At 76.9% G+C, this 22738-nt stretch carries 20 protein-coding genes; 10 read left to right on the forward strand and 10 right to left on the reverse strand.

Annotated features, from left to right (window positions below):
- The first annotated feature begins 26 nt into the window (after nucleotides 1-26).
- Nucleotides 27-983 (forward strand): glycosyltransferase family 2 protein, encoded by a 957-nt coding sequence (locus tag FS882_RS06920; RefSeq protein ID WP_158372284.1) that lies wholly within the window; start codon nucleotides 27-29, stop codon nucleotides 981-983.
- On the opposite strand, the gene FS882_RS06925 is transcribed toward FS882_RS06920, so the two are convergent.
- A complete protein-coding gene (locus FS882_RS06925; protein WP_187365177.1) occupies nucleotides 946-1881 on the reverse strand; it encodes a lysylphosphatidylglycerol synthase domain-containing protein in 936 nt (311 codons plus the stop codon). The two genes, FS882_RS06920 and FS882_RS06925, sit on opposite strands and share 38 nt — an antisense overlap.
- A gap of 75 nt (nucleotides 1882-1956) precedes the next feature.
- On the opposite strand from FS882_RS06925, the gene FS882_RS06930 reads away from it, so the two are divergent.
- From FS882_RS06930 to FS882_RS06940, 3 genes are all read left to right on the forward strand, one after another.
- A complete protein-coding gene (locus FS882_RS06930) occupies nucleotides 1957-2697 on the forward strand; it encodes a class I SAM-dependent methyltransferase (RefSeq protein ID WP_187365178.1) in 741 nt (246 codons plus the stop codon).
- 66 nt (nucleotides 2698-2763) lie between these two features.
- On the forward strand, nucleotides 2764-3966 hold the full coding sequence (gene manA, locus FS882_RS06935) for a mannose-6-phosphate isomerase, class I (protein ID WP_158372290.1): 1203 nt from the start codon (nucleotides 2764-2766) through the stop codon (nucleotides 3964-3966).
- A gap of 64 nt (nucleotides 3967-4030) precedes the next feature.
- The gene (locus FS882_RS06940; protein WP_158372292.1) at nucleotides 4031-6085 is read left to right on the forward strand and encodes a hypothetical protein; all 2055 of its coding nucleotides are present in this window, start codon (nucleotides 4031-4033) and stop codon (nucleotides 6083-6085) included.
- A gap of 9 nt (nucleotides 6086-6094) precedes the next feature.
- Here the strand turns inward: FS882_RS06940 and FS882_RS06945 are convergent, their stop codons facing one another.
- On the reverse strand, nucleotides 6095-6853 hold the full coding sequence (locus FS882_RS06945; RefSeq protein ID WP_262348126.1) for a TIGR03089 family protein: 759 nt from the start codon (nucleotides 6851-6853) through the stop codon (nucleotides 6095-6097).
- A 181-nt stretch (nucleotides 6854-7034) separates the two neighbouring features.
- Between FS882_RS06945 and FS882_RS06950 the strand changes: the two genes are divergently transcribed.
- From FS882_RS06950 to FS882_RS06960, 3 genes are read left to right on the forward strand one after another with little or no spacing between them, the layout of a single operon-like run.
- A complete protein-coding gene (locus tag FS882_RS06950) occupies nucleotides 7035-7364 on the forward strand; it encodes a WhiB family transcriptional regulator (RefSeq protein ID WP_158372294.1) in 330 nt (109 codons plus the stop codon).
- A 26-nt stretch (nucleotides 7365-7390) separates the two neighbouring features.
- Complete coding sequence (locus tag FS882_RS06955) at nucleotides 7391-11272, forward strand: glycosyltransferase (protein WP_158372296.1); 3882 nt, start codon at nucleotides 7391-7393, stop codon at nucleotides 11270-11272.
- A 1-nt stretch (nucleotide 11273) separates the two neighbouring features.
- Nucleotides 11274-12908 (forward strand): DUF5719 family protein, encoded by a 1635-nt coding sequence (locus FS882_RS06960; RefSeq protein WP_158372298.1) that lies wholly within the window; start codon nucleotides 11274-11276, stop codon nucleotides 12906-12908.
- An 18-nt stretch (nucleotides 12909-12926) separates the two neighbouring features.
- Here the strand turns inward: FS882_RS06960 and FS882_RS06965 are convergent, their stop codons facing one another.
- Both FS882_RS06965 and FS882_RS06970 read right to left on the reverse strand, forming a co-directional pair.
- Nucleotides 12927-13832, reverse strand: a complete 906-nt coding sequence (locus tag FS882_RS06965) for a glycosyltransferase family 2 protein (RefSeq protein ID WP_158372300.1) — start codon at nucleotides 13830-13832, stop codon at nucleotides 12927-12929.
- A gap of 12 nt (nucleotides 13833-13844) precedes the next feature.
- The gene (locus FS882_RS06970) at nucleotides 13845-14324 is read right to left on the reverse strand and encodes a metallopeptidase family protein (RefSeq protein ID WP_158372302.1); all 480 of its coding nucleotides are present in this window, start codon (nucleotides 14322-14324) and stop codon (nucleotides 13845-13847) included.
- Between the two features lie 73 nt (nucleotides 14325-14397).
- On the opposite strand from FS882_RS06970, the gene FS882_RS06975 reads away from it, so the two are divergent.
- Both FS882_RS06975 and FS882_RS06980 read left to right on the forward strand, forming a co-directional pair.
- Nucleotides 14398-14778, forward strand: a complete 381-nt coding sequence (locus FS882_RS06975) for a DUF3499 domain-containing protein (protein ID WP_158372304.1) — start codon at nucleotides 14398-14400, stop codon at nucleotides 14776-14778.
- 6 nt (nucleotides 14779-14784) lie between these two features.
- Nucleotides 14785-15078 (forward strand): hypothetical protein, encoded by a 294-nt coding sequence (locus FS882_RS06980; RefSeq protein ID WP_262348127.1) that lies wholly within the window; start codon nucleotides 14785-14787, stop codon nucleotides 15076-15078.
- A gap of 15 nt (nucleotides 15079-15093) precedes the next feature.
- On the opposite strand, the gene FS882_RS06985 is transcribed toward FS882_RS06980, so the two are convergent.
- The 6 genes from FS882_RS06985 to FS882_RS07010 all read right to left on the reverse strand — a co-directional run bounded on the left by FS882_RS06985 (nucleotide 15094) and on the right by FS882_RS07010 (nucleotide 21411).
- Nucleotides 15094-16185 carry an ABC transporter ATP-binding protein gene (locus tag FS882_RS06985; RefSeq protein ID WP_158372306.1) on the reverse strand — a complete coding sequence of 364 codons (1092 nt, stop codon included), beginning with the start codon at nucleotides 16183-16185 and terminating at the stop codon, nucleotides 15094-15096.
- A 10-nt stretch (nucleotides 16186-16195) separates the two neighbouring features.
- Nucleotides 16196-17176, reverse strand: coding sequence for a hypothetical protein (locus FS882_RS06990; RefSeq protein WP_158372308.1), 981 nt, complete (start codon nucleotides 17174-17176; stop codon nucleotides 16196-16198).
- 4 nt (nucleotides 17177-17180) lie between these two features.
- Entirely contained in the window at nucleotides 17181-18125 is a 945-nt protein-coding gene (locus FS882_RS06995) for a DUF1861 family protein (protein WP_158372310.1), read from the reverse strand.
- 61 nt (nucleotides 18126-18186) lie between these two features.
- Nucleotides 18187-19101: a carbohydrate ABC transporter permease gene (locus FS882_RS07000; protein ID WP_158372312.1), complete on the reverse strand. Its 915-nt coding sequence runs from the start codon at nucleotides 19099-19101 to the stop codon at nucleotides 18187-18189.
- Nucleotides 19098-20084, reverse strand: coding sequence for a carbohydrate ABC transporter permease (locus FS882_RS07005; RefSeq protein ID WP_158372314.1), 987 nt, complete (start codon nucleotides 20082-20084; stop codon nucleotides 19098-19100). The genes FS882_RS07000 and FS882_RS07005 overlap by 4 nt, the downstream gene beginning before the upstream one ends.
- Nucleotides 20085-20160: 76 nt before the next feature.
- Nucleotides 20161-21411, reverse strand: a complete 1251-nt coding sequence (locus FS882_RS07010) for an ABC transporter substrate-binding protein (protein WP_158372316.1) — start codon at nucleotides 21409-21411, stop codon at nucleotides 20161-20163.
- Nucleotides 21412-21679: 268 nt separating this feature from the next.
- Here FS882_RS07010 and FS882_RS07015 point away from each other — a divergent pair, with 268 nt between their 5' ends.
- On the forward strand, nucleotides 21680-22723 hold the full coding sequence (locus tag FS882_RS07015; RefSeq protein ID WP_158372318.1) for a LacI family DNA-binding transcriptional regulator: 1044 nt from the start codon (nucleotides 21680-21682) through the stop codon (nucleotides 22721-22723).
- Nucleotides 22724-22738 lie beyond the last annotated feature (15 nt).

The following is a 22738-nucleotide window of genomic DNA, read 5'->3' on the forward strand; positions in this document are numbered from 1 at the left end:
CCGTGCCCTCCCGTGTCAGGAACCGCATGAAGGTGTTCGTCCAGATCCCGTGCCTCGACGAGGAGGACACGCTCCCGGCCGTGCTGGAGTCGATCCCGCGTGCGATCGAGGGGGTCGACGAGCTCGAGATCCTGGTGATCGACGACGGGTCGACCGACCGGACGGTGGAGGTCGCGCGGGCGCTGGGCGTGCGGCACGTGGTCCGGCACTCCCGGAACCAGGGGCTGGCGCGCTCCTTCCGGGACGGCGTCGACTACGCGCTAGCGCACGGCGCGGACGTGGTGGTGAACACGGACGGCGACAACCAGTACCCGCAGGACCGCATCCCCGACCTGGTGCGACCGGTGATCGACGGCACCGCCGACATCGTCATCGCGGACCGGCAGACGGCGACGATCGCGCACTTCTCCCCGTTCAAGAAGCTCATGCAGCGGGTGGGCAGCCGGGTCGTCAACTACGCCGCCGACACGCAGCTGCCGGACGCGGCGAGCGGCTTCCGCGCGTACTCGCGCGATGCGCTGCTGCGGCTGAACGTCGTGACCGAGTTCTCGTACACGATGGAGACGATCATCCAGGCGGGGCACAAGCGCCTGCGGATCGCGTCGTTGCCGGTGACGACCAACGCCAAGACCCGGGAGTCCCGGCTGTTCCGGAACATCTTCCACCACATGGCGAAGTCGGCCTCCGCCATCGTCCGCAGCTACCTGATGTTCAAGCCCTACGTCCTGTTCGCCTGGTTCGCGGCCGTCTTCGGCGTCCTCGCCCTGGTGCCGGCAGTGCGGTTCCTCGTGCTGTTCCTCGGGCCGTGGGACCACGACGGCAACGTCCAGTCGCTGATCTTCGCCGCGATCATGGCGGTGGCCGCGCTGCTGTCGGTCGCGCTCGGCATCCTGTCGGACCTGCTGCGCACGAACCGCACGCTGCTCGAGGAGCAGCTGGAGCGCATCAGGCGGATCCAGTACCCGCCGGCTCCTCCGCGGTGACGGCGCGGCGGCCGACGGCCGCCGCGACCCCGGCCGCCGCCGCGTCCGCCACGACCATCACCACGCGGCTCACCAGCGCCACCAGCAGCGCGTCCGCGCTCCCGAGGACCGGCGCGAGAGCCAGCACGAGCGCCGCCTCGCGCGGGCCGGTGCCGGCCGGCGCGATCACCACCAGGAACCCGACGACCCAGGCCAGGGCGAACGCCCCGGTGCCGAGCAGCGCCGTCCGTCCCGGGGAAGCGGGCGCCAGGTCGTGCACGAGCACCGCGGCGTGCAGCCCGAACAGCAGCCACATCATCAGCGCCCAGCCGGCCGAGCGGGCCAGACCCGGTCCGCCGACGCGCACCTCCTGGTCGCCGCGGCGGGTGAGCCGCAGCCCGAGGGCCACCACGCGGTCGAACACGGGTGGCAGCAGGCCCACGACGCCCAGCGGCACGACCGCGACCGCCCACCAGTACGTCGTCAGCGAGCCGGGTGAGCCGGCCGCGAGCCCGATCACCGCCACCGTGCCTCCCACCACCAGGAGCACGGCGAGCGCGCCGAGCGCGACGACCGCGCTGCGGGCGCGGCTGACGCGGTGCGCACGGCCGAGCTCCGCCTGCGCGACGACCGCCCACACGCCGCCCGGGACGTACTTGCCGAGCTGGCCGTGGAAGTAGATCCGCGCCGCCGCAGCCGGCGGTGGAGGGGCTCCGGTGGCGGCGAGCATGCTCCGCCACGACAGCATCTGCGCGACCAGACCCGCGCAGGCGAAGGCGAGCGACAGCACGACGCTCCCGGCGGTGAGCCGGGTCAGCGCGTCCGCGAGCTCCTCCCGGCGGTCCACGACCGACCACACCAGGAGCCCCGCCGCGAGGGCGAAGAACGCAGCACCGACCACTGCCCGTCTCGATCGCACCCGCCCCAGGATAGGGGCGGCGCATCGTCACCTAGGCTGTTCGGACCCCAGCAGCGACCGCGAGGAGGACCCGGCGTGCCCGGAGTCGGACAGATCGCCCGATCGGCCTACGTGGCGACGTCGCGCGCCGCGCGCGACGTCGCGCACCGCACGGGGGTGTACGAGCGGCTCGACCGCCGGCACCGCGAGGACCCGCGCAGCGTCGCCGGCCACCTGCGGACGCTGTTCGCGATCCACGACGTCGAGGACCTCGTCGCGCTGGACCAGCCGTGGTGGACCTACGGCGCCATCGAGGCGGTCGAGGAGCACCTCGGCAGCCTGGGCGGGGCCGGCCGGGTGTTCGAGTACGGCTCGGGCGCCAGCTCCGTGTGGCTGGGCCGCCGCGCGGCCGAGGTGCACAGCGTCGAGCACCACGCGGGCTTCGCCGACGTCATGCGCCGGGTGCTCGGCGAGGCCGGCCTGACGGGGACCGTCACGCTGCACGAGGTCGGCCCCGACGACGACCCCGACCCGCGGGTGCCGTCGGGCCGCCGGGGCGAGCAGGGTCGCGACTACGCGCGCTACGTCGCCGCGATCGACGCGGTCCCCGGTGACTTCGACCTGGTCGTCGTCGACGGGCGCGCGCGGGTGGCGTGCCTTCAGGCGGCCGCCCGCCGGCTGGCGCCGGGCGGCATCGTGCTGTTCGACGACACGCAGCGTCCCCGGTACGCGGCCGGGCTGGCCGGCAGCGGCATGCAGGTGCAGCGGTACCGGGGGTGGGTGCCGTCCCTGCCCTATCCCCGGGAGACGTCCGTCCTGCGGATCGCGCACGCCTGATCGCGCACACGGCCGGGCCCCCGCCGGTAGCATCGGGGCGCCCACCGCCGCACGACGAGGAACGACGTGTACCGCCTGACGAACTCGATCCAGCACTACGCCTGGGGCTCTCCGACCGCGATCCCCGACCTCCTGGGGACGGAGGCCACCGGCGAGCCGGTGGCCGAGGCGTGGTTCGGCGCGCACGCGAGCGCGCCCTCCCGCTGCGTCCGCGAGGACGGCAGCGCGGGGAGCCCGCTGCCGGAGGTCATCGCGGCGGACGCGGCGGCGGTGCTCGGGGCCGACGTCGAGGCGCGGTTCGGGGCCCAGCTCCCGTACCTGCTCAAGGTGATCGCCGCGGAGTCGCCGCTGTCGCTGCAGGTCCACCCGCACGTCCGGCGCGCCCGCGAGGGCTTCGACGAGGAGGAGGCCGCGGGCGTGCCGCTCGACGCGCCGCACCGCAGCTTCCGCGACCGGAACCACAAGCCCGAGCTCGTCTACGCACTCACCCGGTTCGAGGCGCTGTGCGGCTTCCGGGCGCCGCGTCGAGCGGCCGAGCTGCTCGACGGGCTCGACGCCCCGCTCGCCAAGGAGCTGCGGGCGATGCTCGACGCGCAGCCGTCCGCCGCCGGGATCAAGGCCGTGTTCGAGCGGCTGCTGCGCCCGGCGACGCGACCGAGCCCGCAGGAGGTGGCGGAGGTCGCGGCGGCGTGCGAGGCGCGGCTCGCGGCCGGCTCGCCGTCGCCGCGCGCCGACCGCACGGTGGTGCGGCTGCGCGAGGCGTACCCGGGTGATCCCGGGGTGGTCACGTCGCTGCTGCTCAACCCGGTGACGCTGCAGCCGGGCGACGCCCTGTTCGTCCCGGCGGGCGGCGTGCACGCGTACCTCAGCGGACTCGGCATCGAGGTCATGGCGAGCTCCGACAACGTGCTGCGAGCCGGCCTGACCCCGAAGCACGTGGACGTCGACGAGCTGCTGCGCAACGTGGACTACGTGGCTGCGCCGCCCATCCGCATCGCGCCGGAGACGTTCCACGGCGCCACCCGCGTGTACTACGCACCCGTCGACGACTTCGAGCTGTCGGTCACCCGGGTCGCCGACGGCGCGGCGCACCCGCTCCCCGGGCGGGGGCCGCGCGTGCTGCTGTGCCTCGAGGGCCGGCTCGTGGTCTCGTCGGTCCGCGACGGGGACCTCGAGCTCGTGCAGGGCGACGCCGCCTTCGTCCCCGCGTCCGACGGACCGCTGCGGGTCCACGGCGACGGCGTCCTGGTGCAGGCCGACGTCCCCTGACCGCCCGCCTGCGGCCTCGACGGCCCGGGCGCGGCACGCACGGCTGACCGACCTCGCGCTGGCGGTGCCGGACGTCGCGCCGGTGGTGCTGCTCGCGCTCGGGGTGGCGGCGGTCGCCGCGGTCCTCGCCGGGCAGCTCCGGCCCGCGGTCGTGCTGCCGGTCGCCCTGGCGCTGTCGCTCGTCGGGCTGCGCGTGCTGCCGGCGCCGCCGGGCCGCACCCGCGCCCAGGTCGCCGCGCTGCTGGCCGTGCTGGTGCTCGTCGCCGGCTGGGTCGTCGCGGGGCTGCGGACCGCGGGCGAGTACGTGGTGGTCAACCGGGATCCCGGGTTCCTCACCCTCCAGGCGGTCTGGCTCGTGGACCATCCCGCGGCGCCGGTGGAGGTCGGGTCGGCGGCCGGGGTCGACGCCGCGGTCGGGTCGGCGGCCGCAGGGACCGAGGCGTTCTGGTTGCACGACGGGGCGCTGTACGCCCAGGGCAACAAGATGCTCCCCGCCCTGCTCGCGGTCCAGGGCTGGGTCGGCGGCGAGCGTGCCGTGCTGGCGGGCAACGTCGTGATCGGTGCCGTCGCGCTGCTCGCCGTGTTCGCGGCGGCACGTCGGTTCGCGGGGCCGCTCTGGGCGCTCGTGCCGACGACGGCGCTGGCGCTCAGCCTCCCGATGCTGACGTTCACCCGTGCCGCGTACACCGAGCCGCTCACCGTCGCCTTCCTGTGCGGTGCCCTCGCCGTCGCGCACGGGGCGTGGCACCCTGCCCGCCCTCCTGCGAGGACGGGTCGGGTCGCGACGCACGCCCTGGTGGGGGCGCTGGCCGGCGCGGTGGGCGCAGCCCGGATCGACGGTGCCGTGGCGATGGCGGGGCTCGCGCTCGGCTACCTGCTGGTCGGGGCGTCGCCTCTCGGGCGCCGAGACCGGCGGCAGTCCGTGCGGGGGGCGCTCGCGGCGATCGGCGGGAGCGCGGTGATGGTGGCGCTGGGGATGGTGGACGTGCTGCGTCTGAGCCCCGAGTACGTGCGCGAGCACGCGTCGCAGCTCGGCGCGCTGCTCGTGGCGACCGCGGTGCTGCTGGCGGCGGCGGTGGTGGTGCTCGTCCTGCCGGGCCGCTGGCTCGGGTGGCTGCGCCGGTGGCTGCACCGCCGCCGGGCCGTCCTCGGCTGGTGCGCGGCCGGTGCCGCGCTGCTGATGGGGGTGGCGCTGGCCTCCCGGCCCCTGTGGTGGCAGGGTCGGTTCACCGACCCCGCGTCCGGTTACGGCTACGCGGTCCAGGTGCTCCAGGCCGCGGCGGGGGAGCCGCTCGACGCCGCCCGCTCCTACGACGAGCGCACGCTCGCGTGGGTCGGCTGGTACCTCGGCGTCCCCGCGGTGGTGCTCGGGTTCACCGGGCTGGCGGTGCTCGCGCGCCGCTCGGTGACCGGGCGGGACCCGGCGTCGACGGTGCTCGTCGCGCTCCTGGGCGTGGCGGCCGTCTTCCCGCTGGTGCGGATCAGCATCACGCCCGACCAGATCTGGGCGGTGCGGCGGCTGCTGCCCGCGACCCTGCCGGGGCTGCTGCTGACGGCGGCCGTGGGACTCGCGGCTCTGGCAGGGCGGTGGCGAGGTCCCGGGTGGGCTGCTCGCCTCTCCACGGTCCGGTGGACCGCTGCCCGTCGCGCCGCCGCGGGCGTGCTCGCAGCCGCCGTGGTCGCGTTCCCGCTCACCACGTGGCGCCCCGGGGCGTCGGTGGTCGAGCTGTCCGGCCGAGCCACGCAGGCGCACGCCGTCTGCGACGCCCTGGACGACCTCGGCGTCGACCGCGTGGTCTGGACGCACTCCAGCCCGTTCCGCTATCTCGCGACGCTCCGGGTGCTGTGCGACGTCGAGGTGGTCGAGTTCGTCGACCCGCCGACCTCGGCCGACCTCGCGGCGGTGCGCGCGGCGTGGGGCGGGGGACCGGTAGCCGCGCTCAGCTTCGACGCCGACGACTACGCGTGGACCTCGCCACCGCTCGCGCCGGTCGGCGGCGTCGCGTCGACCACCCTGGGTCGGACGCTCACGGGCGTGCCGCGCACGGTCGACACCACCTGGAGCGAGGTGTGGGTCGGGCTGGTGCAGGACGACGGGACGGTCGCCCCTGCGGGCTGACCCGCCCGCTCAGAGCCTCGCGGTGACCCGCTCCGTCGCCGCGATCCGCTCGGCCCGGTCGGCCGCGTCGCCCGCCTCGGGCCGCAGCAGCACGACCGACCCGCCGCCGGCCAGCACCCCGAGCGTCGTGAGCAGCACGGACGCCGTGGCGCCGCGCTCGTCGGTGACCGGCAGCAGCGCGCGGGAGCCGGCCGGGACGGGGGCGGCCCCGGTCGCCGCGGCGACGAGACCGGCGTGCGGGACGGGTGTGCCGCCGACCTCGAGGGCGGGCTCGGCCGGCTCGACCGCCGGGGCCCAGCCGACGACGTCGCCGTAGGTCATCACGGACTGCGCCGCGTCGAGGGCGCCGGCGGGCAGGTCGCCGTCGAACCGCCGGGCGAGCGCGGGCAGCGCCACGGCGACGACGCCGGCGCCGCGGGGGAGGGCGATCGTCCCGGGGCGGTCCGAGACCACGACGTCGGCCGTGCCCGCGGCGGCGTGCGCGTCGGTGGCGACCGTCGCCCCGACCCGCCAGGCCGCCAGGGCCCAGACCACGGTGCGCCAGTGCGGCGGCAGGTCGAGCAGCACGCGCGTCCCGGGACCGGCGTCCAGCTCCTCGACGAGGAGGTTGGTGGTCTTGCTCACCCAGTTGTCGAGGACCGCCCCGGAGAGCTCGATCCGCTCGCCGGCGGGGCCGTACCAGGTCAGCCGGGGGCGGCCCGGCTCGCTGAGCAGGGCGGACAGGACGTCGGCGACGGAGGCGGCGGGGCGGGGAGTCGAGAGCGGCACGGGAGCAGCCTAGGGGCCCGTGTTCACGCGGATCCGGACATATCGGCCAGGATGGGCTCCGATACCAGTCTTCCGCTTGACTACGCGGAACGACACGCGTGTAATTCCCTGGAACGGGTGGCACGCGGAGGACCGCTGGCGCCGACGGACCATCGACACGAGCACGACGGGGGAGGCACACATGTGGAGTCTGCTCGACGACGAGGGACCCTTCCCGTCCGAGGCGCGCACCACCCAGCCCGAGGCGGTCGCGCCCGTGCTGCCGCTCTTCGGCGCGCCCGAGGACGACGGCATCATGGGCTGGCAGGAGCGCGCCCTGTGCGCCCAGACGGACCCGGAGGCGTTCTTCCCCGAGAAGGGCGGCTCGACCCGCGAGGCGAAGAAGGTCTGCACCGGCTGCGAAGTCCGGGCGGAGTGCCTCGAGTACGCGCTCGCCAACGACGAGCGCTTCGGCATCTGGGGCGGGCTGTCCGAGCGTGAGCGCCGCAAGCTCAAGCGGCGTGTGGTCTGATCGCGCCCGCCGGGGCGCCTGACGTCGTGACCGCCAGCACGCTGCACCCCGGCGCGCCTGCCACGGGCTCCCAGCCCGCCGCCGCCCCGGTGACGGCGGTGGTGGTCGCCCGCGGCGTCACGCCGTTCCTCGCGACGACGCTCCGTGCGCTCGCCGCCCAGACCCGGGCGCCCTCCCGCGTCCTGCTGGTCGACGCGGGCGACCGCCCCGACCCGGGGCTCGCCGCGGTGCTGCGCGGGGCGGGCCTGCCCGCGGGCACCACGACGCTGCTGACGGCGCCCGGCGCACGCAGCTTCGGCGACGCCGTGCGCACCGCCGTGGCGGCCGAGGCGGACCTGCCCGGCGGTGGCGCCCCCTGGCTCTGGCTGCTGCACGACGACGCCGCCCCGGACCCGGCCGCGCTGGCCGAGCTGGTCCGCGCCGTGCAGGCCGCGCCCTCCGTCGGCCTGGCCGGCGTGAAGCAGCGCACCTGGACCGCCCCCGCCCGGCTGCTCGAGGTCGGCGTCCGCACCTCGCGGTCGGGTCGGCGGATGACCGACATGGAGCCCGGCGAGGTCGACCAGGGCCAGCACGACGGGCGCGAGGACGTGCTCGGCGTCGGCGTGGTCGGTGCGCTGGTGCGCCGCGACGTCTGGCAGGAGCTGGGCGGGACCGACCCGGCCCTCGGCCCGTTCGGCGACGGGCTCGACCTGTCCCGGCGCGCGCGCCTGGCCGGGCACCGGGTGCTCGTGGTGCCCTCCGCCGTCGTCCGGCACGCCCAGGCGGGGTACCACGGCCTGCGCGACCCGGGGACCGACCCGGCCTCGATCGTCGACCTGGACGCCGACGGCGAGCCCGACGGCGCCGACCCGCGGCGCTCGTTCGCCGCGCGCCGGGCCGCCCTGCTGCACCAGCGCCTGGTCTGGGCGCCGCTGCCGCTGGTGCCGTTCGTCGCGGTCATGGCCGTGCTCGCGGGGCTGGTCCGCGTGCTCGTCAGGATCGCGACGAAGGAACCCGGGCTGGCCGCCGCCGAGGTGACCGCGCCCCTGCGTGCGCTCGGCCGACCCGCCGCCGTGGCCCGGGCGCGGGCGCAGGCCCGCCGCACCCGGACGGTCCCGCGCCGGACCCTGCGGCCGCTGCAGGCCGACGGCCGCACCGTGTGGCGCCAGTGGCGCGACCGGCGCCTGACGCGGGCCGAGGCCCGGCGGGTCGTCCGCGCGCCGAGCGAGCTGGAGCTGCGCGAGCTCGCCGCACTGGCCCTGCGCCGCCGCGCGGGGCTCGTCGCCGTCGCCGTCGTCCTGGTCGCCGTCACCGGGGCCGCGTTCGGCCCGCTCGTGCTCGGCACCCTGTCCGGGGAGCCGCTGGTCGGGGGCGCGCTGCTCGCGGCGTCCTCCGGCCTGGGCGACGTCTGGGCCGCCGCCACGAGCGGCTGGGTGTCAGGCGGCCTCGGCGCGCCCGGGCCCGCGGACGCGTTCGTCACGGCGCTGCTGCCCGGCACCGCGGTCGCCGGGGGCAGCCTGGGCGTCGCGCTCGCCGTCCTCGTGCTCGGGTCGGTGCTGCTGTCCGGGCTGGGCGCCTGGTTCGCCGCCGGCGCGGCGACGCGCTCCGTCGGGGTGCGGATGTGGGCAGCCGTCGTGTGGGCCGCGCTGCCGAGCCTGCTGCTCGCCGCGGGCCAGGGCCGCGCGGGGGCGGTGCTGGTGCACGCCGCGCTGCCCTGGCTCGTGCTCGCGCTGGCGCGGGCCGTCGGGGCGCAGCAGGTGGACGTCGTGCTCTCCGGTGTCGCCACCGCGGCGCGCGCCGAGGACGGCGCGGGGCTGCCCGCGCCGGACCCCGGGGCGGAGGAGTGGCCCGACCCCGAGGCCTGGGCGCGGGCGGGCGAGCCCGCGCGCCGGCGGGGACGCCGGGCCGCGGGACGCGGGGACGCGGGCGCCACGGCGACCACCGAGGTCCCGGCCGAGCACGACGCCCCGGCGACCCACGACGCCCCGGCGACCGGGGAGGACCACGCCGAGCGGGCCCCCGACCGCGACGAGGTCGCCGACGTGACGCCCGTCCGCGGGACCCGCGCGGTGCCCGCCACGGGGCCGACCGCTGCCGTGTCGGCACGGGTGGCCGACGGCGACGCGCCGGACGCTGCCGTGCCCGATGGCGACGAGCCCGATGGTGACGAGCCCGGCGCGCCCGCCGACCGGGCGGAGCCGCAGCACGGGCCGCCCGACGACGACGCCGCGGTCCCCGCCGCCCCCGTGCGCCGTCCCGGCTCGGTCGCCGCGGCCGCCGCCGCGTCCCTCGCGTTCGCCGCCGTGGCCGCCGGGGCGCCCGCCCTGCTGCTGCCCGGCGTCCTGGTGCTGCTCGTCGTCGCCGCCTGCGCCCCGCGCGGCCGCCGGCTGCGCGTCGCGCTCGCCGCGGTGCCGGCCCTGGTGCTGCTCGGCCCGCTGCTGGCGGAGGCGGTCTCCCGCGGCGGCGCCGGCGTGCGCCTGCTGCTCGCCGACCCGGGGGCGCCGCTGGCCTCGGACCCGGCCTCCCCGGTGGCGGTGCTGCTCGGCGTGCCCGTCGACGCCGCCGCGCTCGTCCCCTCGTGGCTGCCCGGCTGGGTGCCCGACGGCGTCGCCACGTGGTGGCCGGTGGCGACGGGCGGCGCCGTGCTGCTGCTCGCGCTGATCGCCCTGCTCCGTGGTGCGCCCGTCGCGCGCGCCGTCCGGCTCGGCTGGTTCGTCGCCGCCGTCGGCGTGGCCGTCGCCCTGATCGCCGGCCGGGTGGCCGTCGGCGCCGACGACGACGGCGCGGCCGTCGTCGGCTGGACCGGCTCCGGCGTCTCGCTCGCGATGGCCGGGCTGCTCACCGCCGCGGTGCTCAGCACCCGCGGGGCCCGGGCGTGGCTGGACCGCGCGTCCTTCGGCTGGCGCCAGCTGTCCGCCGCGGTCGTCACCGTCCTGGTGGTGGCGCTGCCGCTGGTCGCCTGGGGCGGCTGGGCCTGGCAGGCGCGGGACGGCGCCGCCGCGGAGCTCACGACCCTGGCCCGCGCGGTCGTCCCGGCGATCGGCCGGCAGACCCAGCAGTCGGTGGACGCCCCCCGCGTGCTCGCTCTCACTCCGTCGGCCGGGCCGGACGGGGCCCTCGCCGGCGCGGCCGGTGCGGTCGACTGGCAGCTGCTCCGCGGCGACGGCCCGCAGGTGCTGGAGTCCGCCGCGGCACCGCGCGCGGCCGGGCTGGTCGGCGACCTGGCCGACGCCGAGCCGGCCGAGCCGGACGCCGCGGACGCCGAGATCGCCGGGGTGGTGGGCACCCTCGCCGTCGGGTCGAGCACGGACGTCGCGGCCGACCTCGCCGCGCTCGCGGTCGCGGACGTGCTGGTGCCTCCGCTGCCCGCGGACGAGGACGACCTCACGCGGCAGCAGGCGCGCACCGCCCTGGTCGGCCGGCTGGACGCCACCCCCGGGCTGGAGCGGATCACCGAGGTCGAGTCGGGCGTGATCTGGCGCGTGCAGCCCACGGGCGGCGCGGTCGGCGAGGCGTCGACCGGGTCCGCCGGCTCCGCGGCGGTGACCGCCTGGGCCCGCCTGGTGCCGGATGCGCGCGCCACCCAGGACGCCGCCGGCCTCGCGTCCGCCGACGCGGTCGCGGTGGCCGCGGAGCCCGGGGCGGTGCCGCGGGTGGACACCCGGATCGAGCCGGGGGACACCGGCCGGCTGCTGGTGCTCGCCGAGCGCGCGGACGCGGGATGGCGCGCGACGCTCGACGGCCGGCCGCTGCGCGCGGTGACCGACGGCTGGCGGCAGACGTTCGAGGTCGGGGCGGAGGGTGGCCGGCTGGTCGTCACCCACCGGGCGCCCGACCGGACGGCGTGGACGGTCGCGCAGGGCACGGTGGGGCTGCTCGCCCTGCTCCTCGCGCTGCCCGTCCGGCGTCGTCGGGCTGGGAGGCGATGACGTGACAGACCCGACCGCCGGGCGCCGGCGCCGGACCGGGCGTGCCGCGCGCGTCCTGTCCGGGGCGCTGGTGCTGGCCCTGACGGGCGGCGTGGTGGCGCTCGCGGTGGCGGCGCCGGCCGACGAGCCGGACCCGCTGCCGGCCGCGACCGTCGACGTCGCCCCGACCGCGTCGACCCTGGTCTGCCCGGGCCCGCTGCAGCTGCCGGACGACACCCTGTCCGGGGACTCGGCGTTCGACCGGGTGCCGGTCGCCCCGGTGGAGAAGGTCACCGGGTTCGACACCGTGGCCTCCGGCGCCGCGTCGCTCACCGTGCTCGGCTCCGAGCCCGTGGCGCTCGCCGACGGCACCGGATCCGTGTCCGCGCCGACCGCGGCGACGGTGCTGCGCGCGGAGCCGGCGGGTGACGAGCCCGCCCGGGTCGCCGGCGCCACGTCCTCGGTCGTCGTCGACGGCGACCTGCGCGGTCTCGCCGCCGCGTCGTGCGCGCGCCCGGCTGCGGACGTCTGGCTGGTGGGCGGCAGCACCGAGCTCGAGAGCACGGCGGACCTGGTGGTCGTGAACCCGGGTGCGACGCCCGCGGACGTGACCGTCGAGGCCTGGGGCCCCTCGGGCCAGGTGGACCTGGCGAACGGCGGCACGTTCCTCGTCGCGCCCGGAGCCCAGCGCGTGCTGTCCCTGCCCGGTGTCGCCGCCGAGCAGCGCCGGATCGCGGTCCGGGTCACCGCCGCCGGGGGGCAGGTGTCCGCCTACCTGCAGGACGCGCTGCTCGACGGGTTCACCCCGCGCGGCACCGACCTCGTCACCGCGGGCACCGGCCCGGCGACGACGCAGGTGGTGCCGGGGATCTCCGTGGTCGCCACCGAGGTGGACGCCGCGGACGCGGGCGCCCTGCGGCTGTTCGCCCCCGGCGACGAGGGCGCGACCGCCTCGGTGCGGCTCCTCGGGCCGGACGGCGACGTCGCGCTGCCCGGCGCCCAGGACCTCGACCTGCCGGCCGGCGTGGTGACCGACGTGTCCCTGGGCGGGCTCGCCGCGGGGAGCTACACCGCCGTCGTCGAGGCCACCGCCCCCGTCGTGGCCGGCGCGATGATCGCCCGCCAGGGGAAGGCCGGTGAGCTCGACGAGGGCCCGCGCCTCGAGCGCGCCTGGGCCGCGGCCACCGTTCCCGGCAGCGGGCTCGCCGCCGTCCCGGCGGGCGCCACGGCGAACATCACGCTGACGGCGGTCCCGGCGGGCGACGCCGACGCCGAGCCGGCACCCGCCGCCTCCGCCGCGCCCAGCCCCGAGCCCACCGAGGGCCAGCGGCCCGACCCCGAGGCGACCGCCGCCGCGCAGGGCCCGACGGTGACCGTGACGCTGCGTGCGTACGGCGCGGCCGGCGTCGTGGGCGAGGAGGAGGTCGAGGTGCCGGTCGGCTCGACCGTGGCCTACCCGACGAGCAACCTCGGCACCGGCGTCGCCGGCGTCGAGGTCGTGGCCCCGGACGACGCGTCGGTCGACCTGGCGTGGGCGCTCTACGCCGCGGTCGCCCGGCCGGACGGCCCGCTGGTGTCGGTGCTGTCGCCGGTCACGGACGCCGCCGCGGTGAGCACCGCGCAGGTGCGCGAGGCGTCCCGGGTCGGCCTGGGCTGACCCGCCGGCGCGAGGGCCTCAGCGGGCCGCGCGCAGCTCCACGACCTCGCGCGCCCGCAGGCCCAGCGACACCGCCGCGCGCACCGGCCACTGGTACCACCGGTGGTACCGGCGGTGCAGGTAGCGCTCGGCCGACCGGTGGTGCGCCGTGATCATCGCGGCCGGCTTCGCCTTCCAGGACACCCCGCCGACGTGCGTCACCCGCGCCGCGGGCACGTACACGTTCGGTCGCCCGGCCAGCGCCAGGCGCTCGCCCAGGTCGACGTCCTCGAAGAACATGAAGTAGTCGTCGTCGAACCCGCCGACCGCCTCGAACGCGTCCCGCCGCAGCAGCAGGCAGGCGCCGGAGAGCCACCCGGCGTACCGCTCGGTGCCCGCGGTCTCCTGGCGGCGCTGGTACGCGCGGGTCCACGGGTTGCCCGGCCAGACCTTGCCGAGCACGGCGTGCCCGGCGCCCTGGGTCAGCGAGGGCAGCTCGCGCGCCGACGGGTAGACCGTGCCGTCCTCGTTCAGCAGCGCGGGCCCGAGCGCGCCGGCGTCCGGGTGCCGCGCGGCGGCGTCGAGCAGCGTGTCGAGCGAGCCGGGCTCCCAGACGACGTCCGGGTTCGCCACGACGAGGAACGGCTGCGTCGCCCCGCGCGCGCCGGCGTTCGCCCCGCCGCCGTAGCCGAGGTTCTCGCCCGTGCGGACCACCCGGCCGCCCGCCGCGGCGGCCACCTCGTCGGCGGTCCCGGGCTCCGTACCGTTGTCGACCAGCACCAGCTCGACCGGCGCGGTCGTCGCCTCCGCCAGGGAACGGGCGAAGTCGGCCAGCTCCGGCCCGGGGTGGTAGACGATCGTGACGACGCGGACGGCGGGGCGGTCCGCGGCCGGCTCCGGGGGCGGGGTGGTGGCGGCGCGGCGCGGCTCGGGGGTGGTCGTCATGGCCGGGTCAGGCTACCGCCCGTCCCCGAGCTCCGGGTCGACCTCCTCGGGCGACCGTCCCAGCAGGTGCGCGACCTGCTCGACGACGACCTCGTGCACGACGTCCGCCAGCTCGTCCGCGTCGACCGAGCGGGACTCCACCGGCCGCCGGTACACCACGATCCGCGGCGGCAGGCCCGGCTGGGACGGGAACGACCGGCCGAGCGGCACGCCGCCGGACTCCCACGGCGCCGGGTCGGACGGCGGCACGTCCTCCACGGCGAACTCCACCCCGTCGAGGTACTTGCCCCACCGGGCCTCCAGGCGCTCGACCGAGTCCAGCACCAGGTCGTCGAACCGCTCCGCCCGCGTGCGGTGCGCGGGCAGCGTCGGCGGGAGCAGCGGGCCGCGGATGCCGCGGCCCCGGCGGTCGCGGCGCCGGACCGCGCCGACGCGGGGGGCCGGTCCGCCGGGGGTGCCGGGGACGGCGGGGACGTGCCGTCGGGGTGCCACCCCGGCACTGTATCCGGGTGACAACGCGGGTCGCGCGCACGCTCCCGGGGCGCACGGCGGTAGGTTCTACCCCGTGAGACCCGTCCGCCAGTGCTCCCGCACCGCGTGCGGTCGTCCGGCGGTCGCGACCCTGACGTACGTGTACGCCGACTCGACGGCCGTCCTCGGTCCGCTCGCCACCCTCGCCGAGCCGCACTCCTACGACCTGTGCGCCGAGCACGCCTCGCGCCTCACCGCGCCGCGCGGGTGGGACGTCGTGCGGCTGACGCCCGAGTTCGTGGAGACCGGCCCGAGCCACGACGACCTGCTGGCGCTCGCCGACGCCGTGCGCGAGGCCGGCCGGCCTGCGCCCCGGCACGCGGCCGCGGTCCCGGACGGCCTGCCCCCGGTCGCCGAGCTCGACACCGAGCGCCGCCGCGGGCACCTCCGCGTCCTGCGCGGCGAGCAGGACTAGCCCGCGATGGCCGGGGCGGGGGGCGGTGCGGCGGGACGCCGCAAGGGGCGGCGCGGGGAGCCCGAGCCGACGCCGCTGGGTTCGCTCAGCCAGGCCGGCTCGGAGCACGCGCCCGGCACCGAGGAGTGCGAGGCGTGCGGGTCGGCCCGCCTCACCCGGCTGCACCTCGCGCTGGCCGACGGGACGGACGTGACGTTCGTGTCCTGCCACGAGTGCGAGCACCGGGCGTGGTTCCCGCTGGACGGCGACGGGACGTCGCTGAGCCGGGACGAGGTCGTGCGGCGGTCGAGCAGGGGCTGAGCGCGGGGCGCGCCGTCACCGCACGAGCGCCGCCCCCGACCCAGCCTCGAACGCGTGCACCGACCCGGCCGCCACGTGCGCGGTCGTCCGGTCGCCCGGGCGCAGCGCCGACTCGGCGGCCACCTTCGCCACGATCCGGTGCGCGCCGGACCGGAGGGTCGCGTACGCCTCGTCGCCCCGCAGCTCGAGCAGCTCCACCTCGGCGGCGAGCTCGGCGTCGCCGTCGCGGGCCGCGGCAGCACCGACGCGGACGTGCTCCGGTCGGACGCCCAGGCTCAGGTCCTCGCCGTCCGGCACGCGCTCGCACCCTGCGGGTCGCCACCCCGGCGGGACGACGACGCCGGGCGCCCGCACCACGCCGCCGACGACGCGTGCGGGCAGCAGGTTGATCTCCGGCTCGCCGAGGAAGGTGGCGACGAACCGGTCGGCCGGCCGCACGTACAGCTCGCGCGGGCTGCCCTGCTGCCGGATGACCCCGTCGCGGAGCAGCACCACCCGGTCCGCCATCGTCATGGCCTCCACCTGGTCGTGCGTGACGTAGACGGTGGTCACGCCGAGCGCGCGGTGCAGCGCGAGGATCTCGGCCCGCATGGTGCCGCGCAGCTTGGCGTCGAGGTTCGACAGCGGCTCGTCCATCAGGAAGATCCGGGACTCCTGGACCATCGCGCGCGCCAGCGCGACGCGCTGCCGCTGGCCGCCGGACAGCTCGGCCGGCGGACGGTCGAGGTAGGGCACGAGGCCGAGGGTCTCCGCGACCGCCCCCACCTTCTCCCGCACCACGGCGCGAGGGACGCGGCGCAGCCGCAGGCCGAACGAGATGTTCTGCGCCACGGACATGTGCGGGTAGAGGGCGTAGTTCTGGAACACCATCGACACGTCCCGGTCCTTGGGGTGCACGTCGTTCACCCGCCGGCCGTCGACCAGGACGTCCCCGGCCGTGACGTCCTCGAGCCCCGCGAGCATCCGGAGCAGCGTGGACTTGCCGCACCCGGACGGGCCGATGAGCACGACGAACTCGCGGTCCTCGATCGTGAGGGAGACGTCGTCCACGGCGAGCGTGCTGGTGCCGTAGACCTTCGAGACGTGGGACAGCTCGATCGTGGGCATGGTGCTCCGTTCAGGAGGGGCCGCTCGCGGCGCCGGCGCGTCGGGTCGGGGCGGCGAGGGCGGTGGGTCTGGTGGGGGCGGCGACGGGGACCACGGCGGGGCTGGTGAGGGCGGCCGGGGCGGACGGTGGGTCGGGGGCCGTGCGGGCGGTCGCGGCGAGGAGGCAGACGCCGGTGGTGGCCGCCACCAGGGTCGCGGCGAGCGTCGGCGTCCGGCCGGTCGCCCCGCCGGTGGCGAGGACGACGGCCGCGGCGGCGGTCGACGCGGCGGCGAGCGACGCCGCCCACCAGGCGAGGGCGTCCCGCGGGGGGAGGGAGGGGCCCGCTCGCCGTGGGTCGGCGGTCTGCCGGCCGCGCGCGAGCCTGCCCGCATACCGCGCGCCGAGCGCGAGCACGGCGGTGGCGAGCGCCACGGTGAGCGCGCCGGTGAGCACCGCGGCCAGCAGGGCGGTGCCGCGCTGCGCCTCCTCCCACCCGGCGAGCAGCGCGTGCAGGTCGGCGGCGGTGAGCGAGCCCGCGTAGGCGACCGTCCACCGCTCGCCGCCGACGAGCAGGGCAAGACCGTCGCCGGCGAGCACCAGCGCGTCGCGGTCGCCGGGCGCGGGGACGGACGCGGCCTCGGCCGCGCGGTCGACCACGAGGGCGTGGGCGTCGGTGGCCAGCACGACGTCGTCCGCGACGAGCGCGCCGTCGGCGACGAGCGCCCGGTCGGCCAGCACCGCGCCGCGCGTCGCCGCCGCGCCGTCGGCGCCCGCCGTGCCGTCGGCCAGCGCCGTGCCGTCGGCCGGCGCCGTGCCGTCCGCGACCACCCGGGCGTCCGCGATGCCCGCCACGAGCGGCGCGATCCCGGTGGCCGCCTCGGCGGTGCGGGTGCCCGTGCCGGCGACGACGACGGCGAGGTCGAGCGCCGCCACCACGAGCAGGACGGCCACCCATGCGCGCGGCATCCCGGTGAGCAGGGTGGCGAGGCGGCGGCGCGGTGCGGCGGGCACGGGCCTACACCCCGCCCAGCGTGGCGTGCACCGGGCCGAGGTCGACCTCGTACGCCTCGGCGTCGCCGACCCCGCAGTAGACGGTCACCCCGCCGTCGCGGGCGACCAGTGCCCCCGGGAACACCACGTCGACCAGGTCCGGGCGCTTCGCGGGGCCCGCGGGCAGGTCGCGCCGCTCGAACAGCATCCGGGGAACCGTGTGCCGGGCGGTGAGCGGGTCGAGCGTCCAGGCGATCGGGTAGTAGTGCCGGTGCCCGGCGTCGTCGAACCGCGCGAGGTGGCCGAGCAGACCCAGGGTGCCGTCCGGCAGCGGCGTGGCCTGGTTGACCCCGCCCCACTCGGCGGGCAGGAACAGGTGCTCGAGCCGCGGCGCCGCGTCGACGTCGGCGACCGTGAGGTCGGCGAGCGACGGGACCACGGTGACGCCGATCCGCCCGCGCCCGTCCGCGCCGCCCTGCGGGCGGGTGAGCACGGCGAGCCGCCCGTCGGGAAGGTCCGCGAACCGGAGGTCCTTCATCCCCCAGGGCCCGGTGAACGCGGGCTCCGGGCGGGCCGGGTCCGCGAGCCGCAGCACGACGGTCCGGTACCGGAGCGCCGGCGAGCCGTCCGGGAGCGCGGCCTCGACGACCTCGACCCCGCCGAGGTGGGTGACGCCGCGGTGGTCGAAGGTGAACGGGTCCTGCAGCGCGGGCCGCGCCGCGCCCGGCACCGGTGTCCAGACCCCGGCGTCGTCCCGCGCGAACAGGACGGTCTCGGAACGCTCGTCGGCGCGGTCCTCCACGCGTCCGGCCAGCAGCAGGGTGCCGTCCGGCGCGGCGAACGGGGCGGACACGTTGTACACGTCGCGGTCGCCGACGCCGGCGAACCGCAGGCGGCGGATGGCGGTGGGCGTCGCGCCGGACGCGCGGTGCGTGGCGAGCAGGTCGTCGACCCGGGCGGTCGTGGTCATCGTCGGTCCTCGCTGTCGTCGGGTGGGGCAGGTGCGGCCGCCAGGGCGGCCGGGTGGGCGGTCACCGGACCGCCTCGGAGGCGCGGGAGGGCACGAAGTACCGCTGCATCGTGAAGAACAGGACGAGCATCGGGATCACGGACAACGTGGTGGCCGCCATGAGCAGCGGCCAGTCGGTCTCGAACTGGCCCCGGAACATCGTCAGCCCGACCTGGACGGTGAACTTCTCGACGTCGTTGAGGTAGATCAGCGGCCCGAGGAACGCGTTCCAGGTGCCCATGAACGACGTGACGGCGATGGTGACCACGGCCGGCTTGGACATCGGCACGAAGACCCGCCACAGGATCGCCCACCAGCCCGCGCCGTTGAGGTAGGCGGCCTCGGCGAAGTCGCGCGGGATGGAGCGGAAGAACTGGAACAGGAAGAACACGTGCACCGCCTGCCCGCCGAGCGCGGGCAGGATCAGCGGCCAGTACGTGTTGATCAGCTGCACGCCGAGGGTCTCGCCGACCTCGGCCCAGAAGATGTACCCGGGCACGATCGTGATCTCGCCCGGCAGCATGATCGTGATGAGCAGGAACAGGAACAGCGGCTTCTTCCCGCGGAAGTCGAACCGGGCGAAGCCGTAGGCGACGACGATCGACACCAGCACCTCGCCGGCCATCACGGCGGTCGTGTACAGCGCGGTGTTGAGGAAGAACCGCGCGAACGGCAGCGCCTCGAACACCTCGCGGTAGTGCTGCCACTGCGGGTCGGTCGGGATCCACTGCGGCGGGATCGCGAACACGTCCCCGTCGGCCTTGAGCGACGTGGTGATCATCCAGGCGAAGGGCAGCAGCATGGACAGCGCGACCAGGGACAGGGCCAGGTGCTTGGCGACCGAGCGGTGCCACGTCCGCCGGCGCTGCTCGCGGCGGCGGGCTGCGGCGGTCGCGAGCACGCGGTCGCGGTCGGGGGCGGGGGCCGTGGCGGTCATCGCTCCTCGTTCCCGCGGGAGAAGGTCCAGAAGTCGCTGAAGCGGAAGACGAGCCCGGTCACCGCGAGCACGATGACGAGGAACACCCAGGACATCGCCGAGGCGTAGCCCATCCGGAAGTGCTCGAACGCCGTGCGGTAGATGTGCAGCATCAGGAAGTTCCCCTCGCCGCCCGCCCCGCCGAGGACGTAGGCGTCGTTGAACTTCTTGAACGCGCCGATGATCCCCATGACGAGGTTGTAGAACAGGATCGGGCGCATGAGCGGCAGGGTCACGAACCACAGCCGCGCCCACCACCCGGCGCCCTGGAGGGTGGCCGCCTCGCCCAGGTCCCGCGGCACCTCGTTGAGGGCGACGAGGTACGTGAGCATCCCGCCGCCCGCGCCCCACAGCGCGACCATCGTGTACGACGGCAGCACCCAGGCCGGGTCGGTGAGCCACCCCGGGCCCTGGACGCCGACCGCCGCCAGCGCGCCGTTGACCAGGCCCGCGGCGGGGTCGAGGACCCAGCGCCAGATGAGCCCGACGGCCACGCCGGAGACGACGGCGGGCAGGTAGTAGATGGTCCGGTAGAGGCTCAGGCCGCGGATATTCGAGTTCAGGACCATGGCGACGGAGAGGGCGGCCGCCATGCCGAGCGGGACCGAGACCACGCCGAACCGCACCGTGACCCACAGCGACCTCCAGAACTGGGCGTCGCGGGCGAGCTCGGTGAAGTTGCCGAGGCCGCGCCAGGTCGGGCTGCCGATGACCGGCCAGTCGGTCAGGCTCATGACGAGGGACATCACCATCGGCACGAGCGCGAACAGCGCGAACGACACGAACCACGGCGCGATGTAGAGGTAGGCGGGGCTGCGTCTCCGGCGCCGTGGCGCGGCGGCTGCGAGCTCGGCCGCGCGGGTCGCGCGCTCCTCCGGGGTGCGCGCCGCGCACGGCGGGCCGGTCGGTGCGTCCGTGAGCGCGTGGGGACGGGGATCGGGCACGGGGTCCTCCGGGTCGTCCGGGGTCGTCCGGTGGGCGGTGCGGCCGGGGCAGCACGCGGCCGCCCCGGGCGCCGGCTCAGCGGTCGACCACCTCGCGCATCTTGGCGGCGGTGGCGGCGGCCAGGTCGGCCAGGTCCCCGACGCCCCGGCCGTCGCCGTCCGAGAGGATCGGGCCCTCGAGCTGCTCCCAGATGACGGAGCCGAGCTCGTTCTGCTGCGGCTGGTTGTGGAACCCGCGGGCGATCTCGGCGGAGCGGGTGACCACGTCGACGGCGTAGGCCTTCTGCGGGTTCACGTCCGCGATGTCACCGACCCGCGAGGACACCGGCGCGGGGATCTTCCAGTCGAACATCGCGTGCGTGAGGTCGGTGAGGGCCACCAGGCCCGCCTCGGTGTCGGTGACCGTGGCGGACAGCACGGTGGAGGCGGTCCAGTTGAAGGTCACGTGGTCGACGCTGCCCGCGGGCATGACCGCCATGCCGACCTCGAACGGGTGCCCGGACTCGGCGACCTTGCGCTCGATGTCGTCCGCGGCGCCGCCGACCATCATCGCGACGGTCCCGTCGACGAACGCGGACTCCACGCCGCGGGACTGCGCCAGCGACTGCGGCATCGTCGTGGTCGCGTCGTTGGCGATCGCGTGCGCCAGCTCGAGCCCCGCGACGGTCTCGGCCGAGTCGACCACCACCTCGCCGTCGGCGGTCACGTAGTCGCCGCCCTCGCCCCAGGCGAACAGCGCGACGGGCGGCGTGCCGGTCGTCGCGTAGCCGTACCGCGTGCCGTCGGTCAGTGCGCGGGCGACCTCCCGGAACTCGGTCCACGTCCAGGTGCCGTCGGGCTCGGCCACGTCGGCCTCGGCGAACCGGTCGGCGTTGTAGTAGACGACGTACGGCTGACCGATCCACGGCAGCCCGTACAGGGCCCCGCCGACCGTGGCGGGGTCGAGCGAGCCGGGCAGGTAGTCGTCGAGGTCGATCGCGTCCTCGACCCGGCCCGTGAGGTCGGTCAGGGTGCCGTTGTCGGCATAGGCGGGGACGTACTCCTGCGACAGCCAGAACAGGTCGGGCGCCTGGCGGCCGGCGATCATCGTCTGCAGCTTGGTGTAGTACTCGCCTCCCGGGATCACCATCTGCTCCAGGCGGTAGACGTCCTGGGCGTCGTTGAGCCCGTCCAGGATCGCGTCGAGCTCGTCGGCCTCGGTCTCGTTCGCCCAGGTCGCGACGGTGAACGTCGGCGGGCCGTCCTCGGCCTCGGCGTCCCCGCCGCAGGCGGCGAGCGGCAGCACGAGGGCGAGGGCGGCGACGGCGGTCGGCAGTCGGTGGCGCATGCGGTCTCCTCATCGATCCGCGCGGCGGTGCGCGGAGGGCACGGTGGGCGGGCGGGACGCTCGCGACCGCTCGGCGACGAGGGGTGCGGGCGTCCCGGGATGCGTGCGGCTGAGGGACGTGCTCCGGTTCAAACCGGTTCGAAGATGCTACTCACGGCGCGCTCCGGGCTGTCAAGGCCGACCACCGACCATGTGCAAAATCAGGGCTTGACGCCGCATCGACGTCCTTGCTTCGATCGTCTGAACCGGTTTGGAGAAGGGGGTGCAGATGCCCGAGCACGGGCCGTCACGGCGACCGACGATCGCCGACGTCGCCGCGCTGTCCGGGACGTCCAAGGGCACCGTCTCGTTCGTCCTCAACGACCGCCCGGGCGTCGCCTCCGCCACCCGGCGGCGCGTCCTGGACGCCATCGACGAGCTGGGCTTCCGGCCGAGCGGGGTGGCCCGCGCCCTCTCCGGGGCGCGGGCGGACGCGGTCGGGCTGGTCCTGGCGCGCAGCCCGGAGACCCTGCGGTCCGACTCGTTCTTCGCGTCGTTCATCGCCGGGCTCGAGCAGGGGCTCTCCGCCGAGGGCAGCGCGGTCCTCCTGCGGTTCGTCGGGGACGAGCGTGCCGAGGAGGCGGCTCACCGCGCGCTCGCGGAGCGGGGCCGCGTCGACGGGGTCGTCGTCGCCGACCTCCGCGTCGCCGACCACCGGATCGCGCTGCTGACCGAGCTCGGGCTGCCCGCCGTCACGCTCAACCGACCGGACGTGCCGTCGCCGTTCCCGGCGGTGCGACACGACGACGCCGCGGCCGTCCAGCAGGTCGTCGCCCACCTGGTCGCCCTCGGGCACCGGCGCGTCGGGCACGTCGGCGGGCCGCTGCGGTACCTGCACGCCCGGCACCGGCGGGACGCCTGGCGCGCCGCGCTGCGCGGCCACGGCCTCGAGCCCGGGCCGGACCTGGAGGCGGACTTCAGCGCGCGGGGCGGGGCCGAGGCGACGCACGCCCTGCTCGACCGGGGACCGGAGGAGCGGCCCACCGCGATCGTCTACGGCAACGACACCATGGCGGTCGCCGGGACCGTGGTCGCCCAGGCGCGCGGGCTGGCGCTGCCCCGGGACCTGTCGGTGGTCGGGTTCGACGACGCCGAGCTGTCCGCGCACGTCCGCCCCGCGCTCACCACGGTCCGCACGGACCCGTACGCCTGGGGCGCGGTCGCGGCCCGCACGCTGCTCGACGTGGTGCGCGGGCGGCCGGTGCCCGCCGACGTCGTGCTCGACCCGCCGCGGCTGGTGGTGCGGGACTCCACCGCCCCGGTGGCCGGCTGAGCCGCCGCGTCCCGC

It is taken from the genome of Cellulosimicrobium cellulans, from assembly GCF_007679345.1.
Taxonomy (GTDB): domain Bacteria; phylum Actinomycetota; class Actinomycetes; order Actinomycetales; family Cellulomonadaceae; genus Cellulomonas; species Cellulomonas cellulans_A.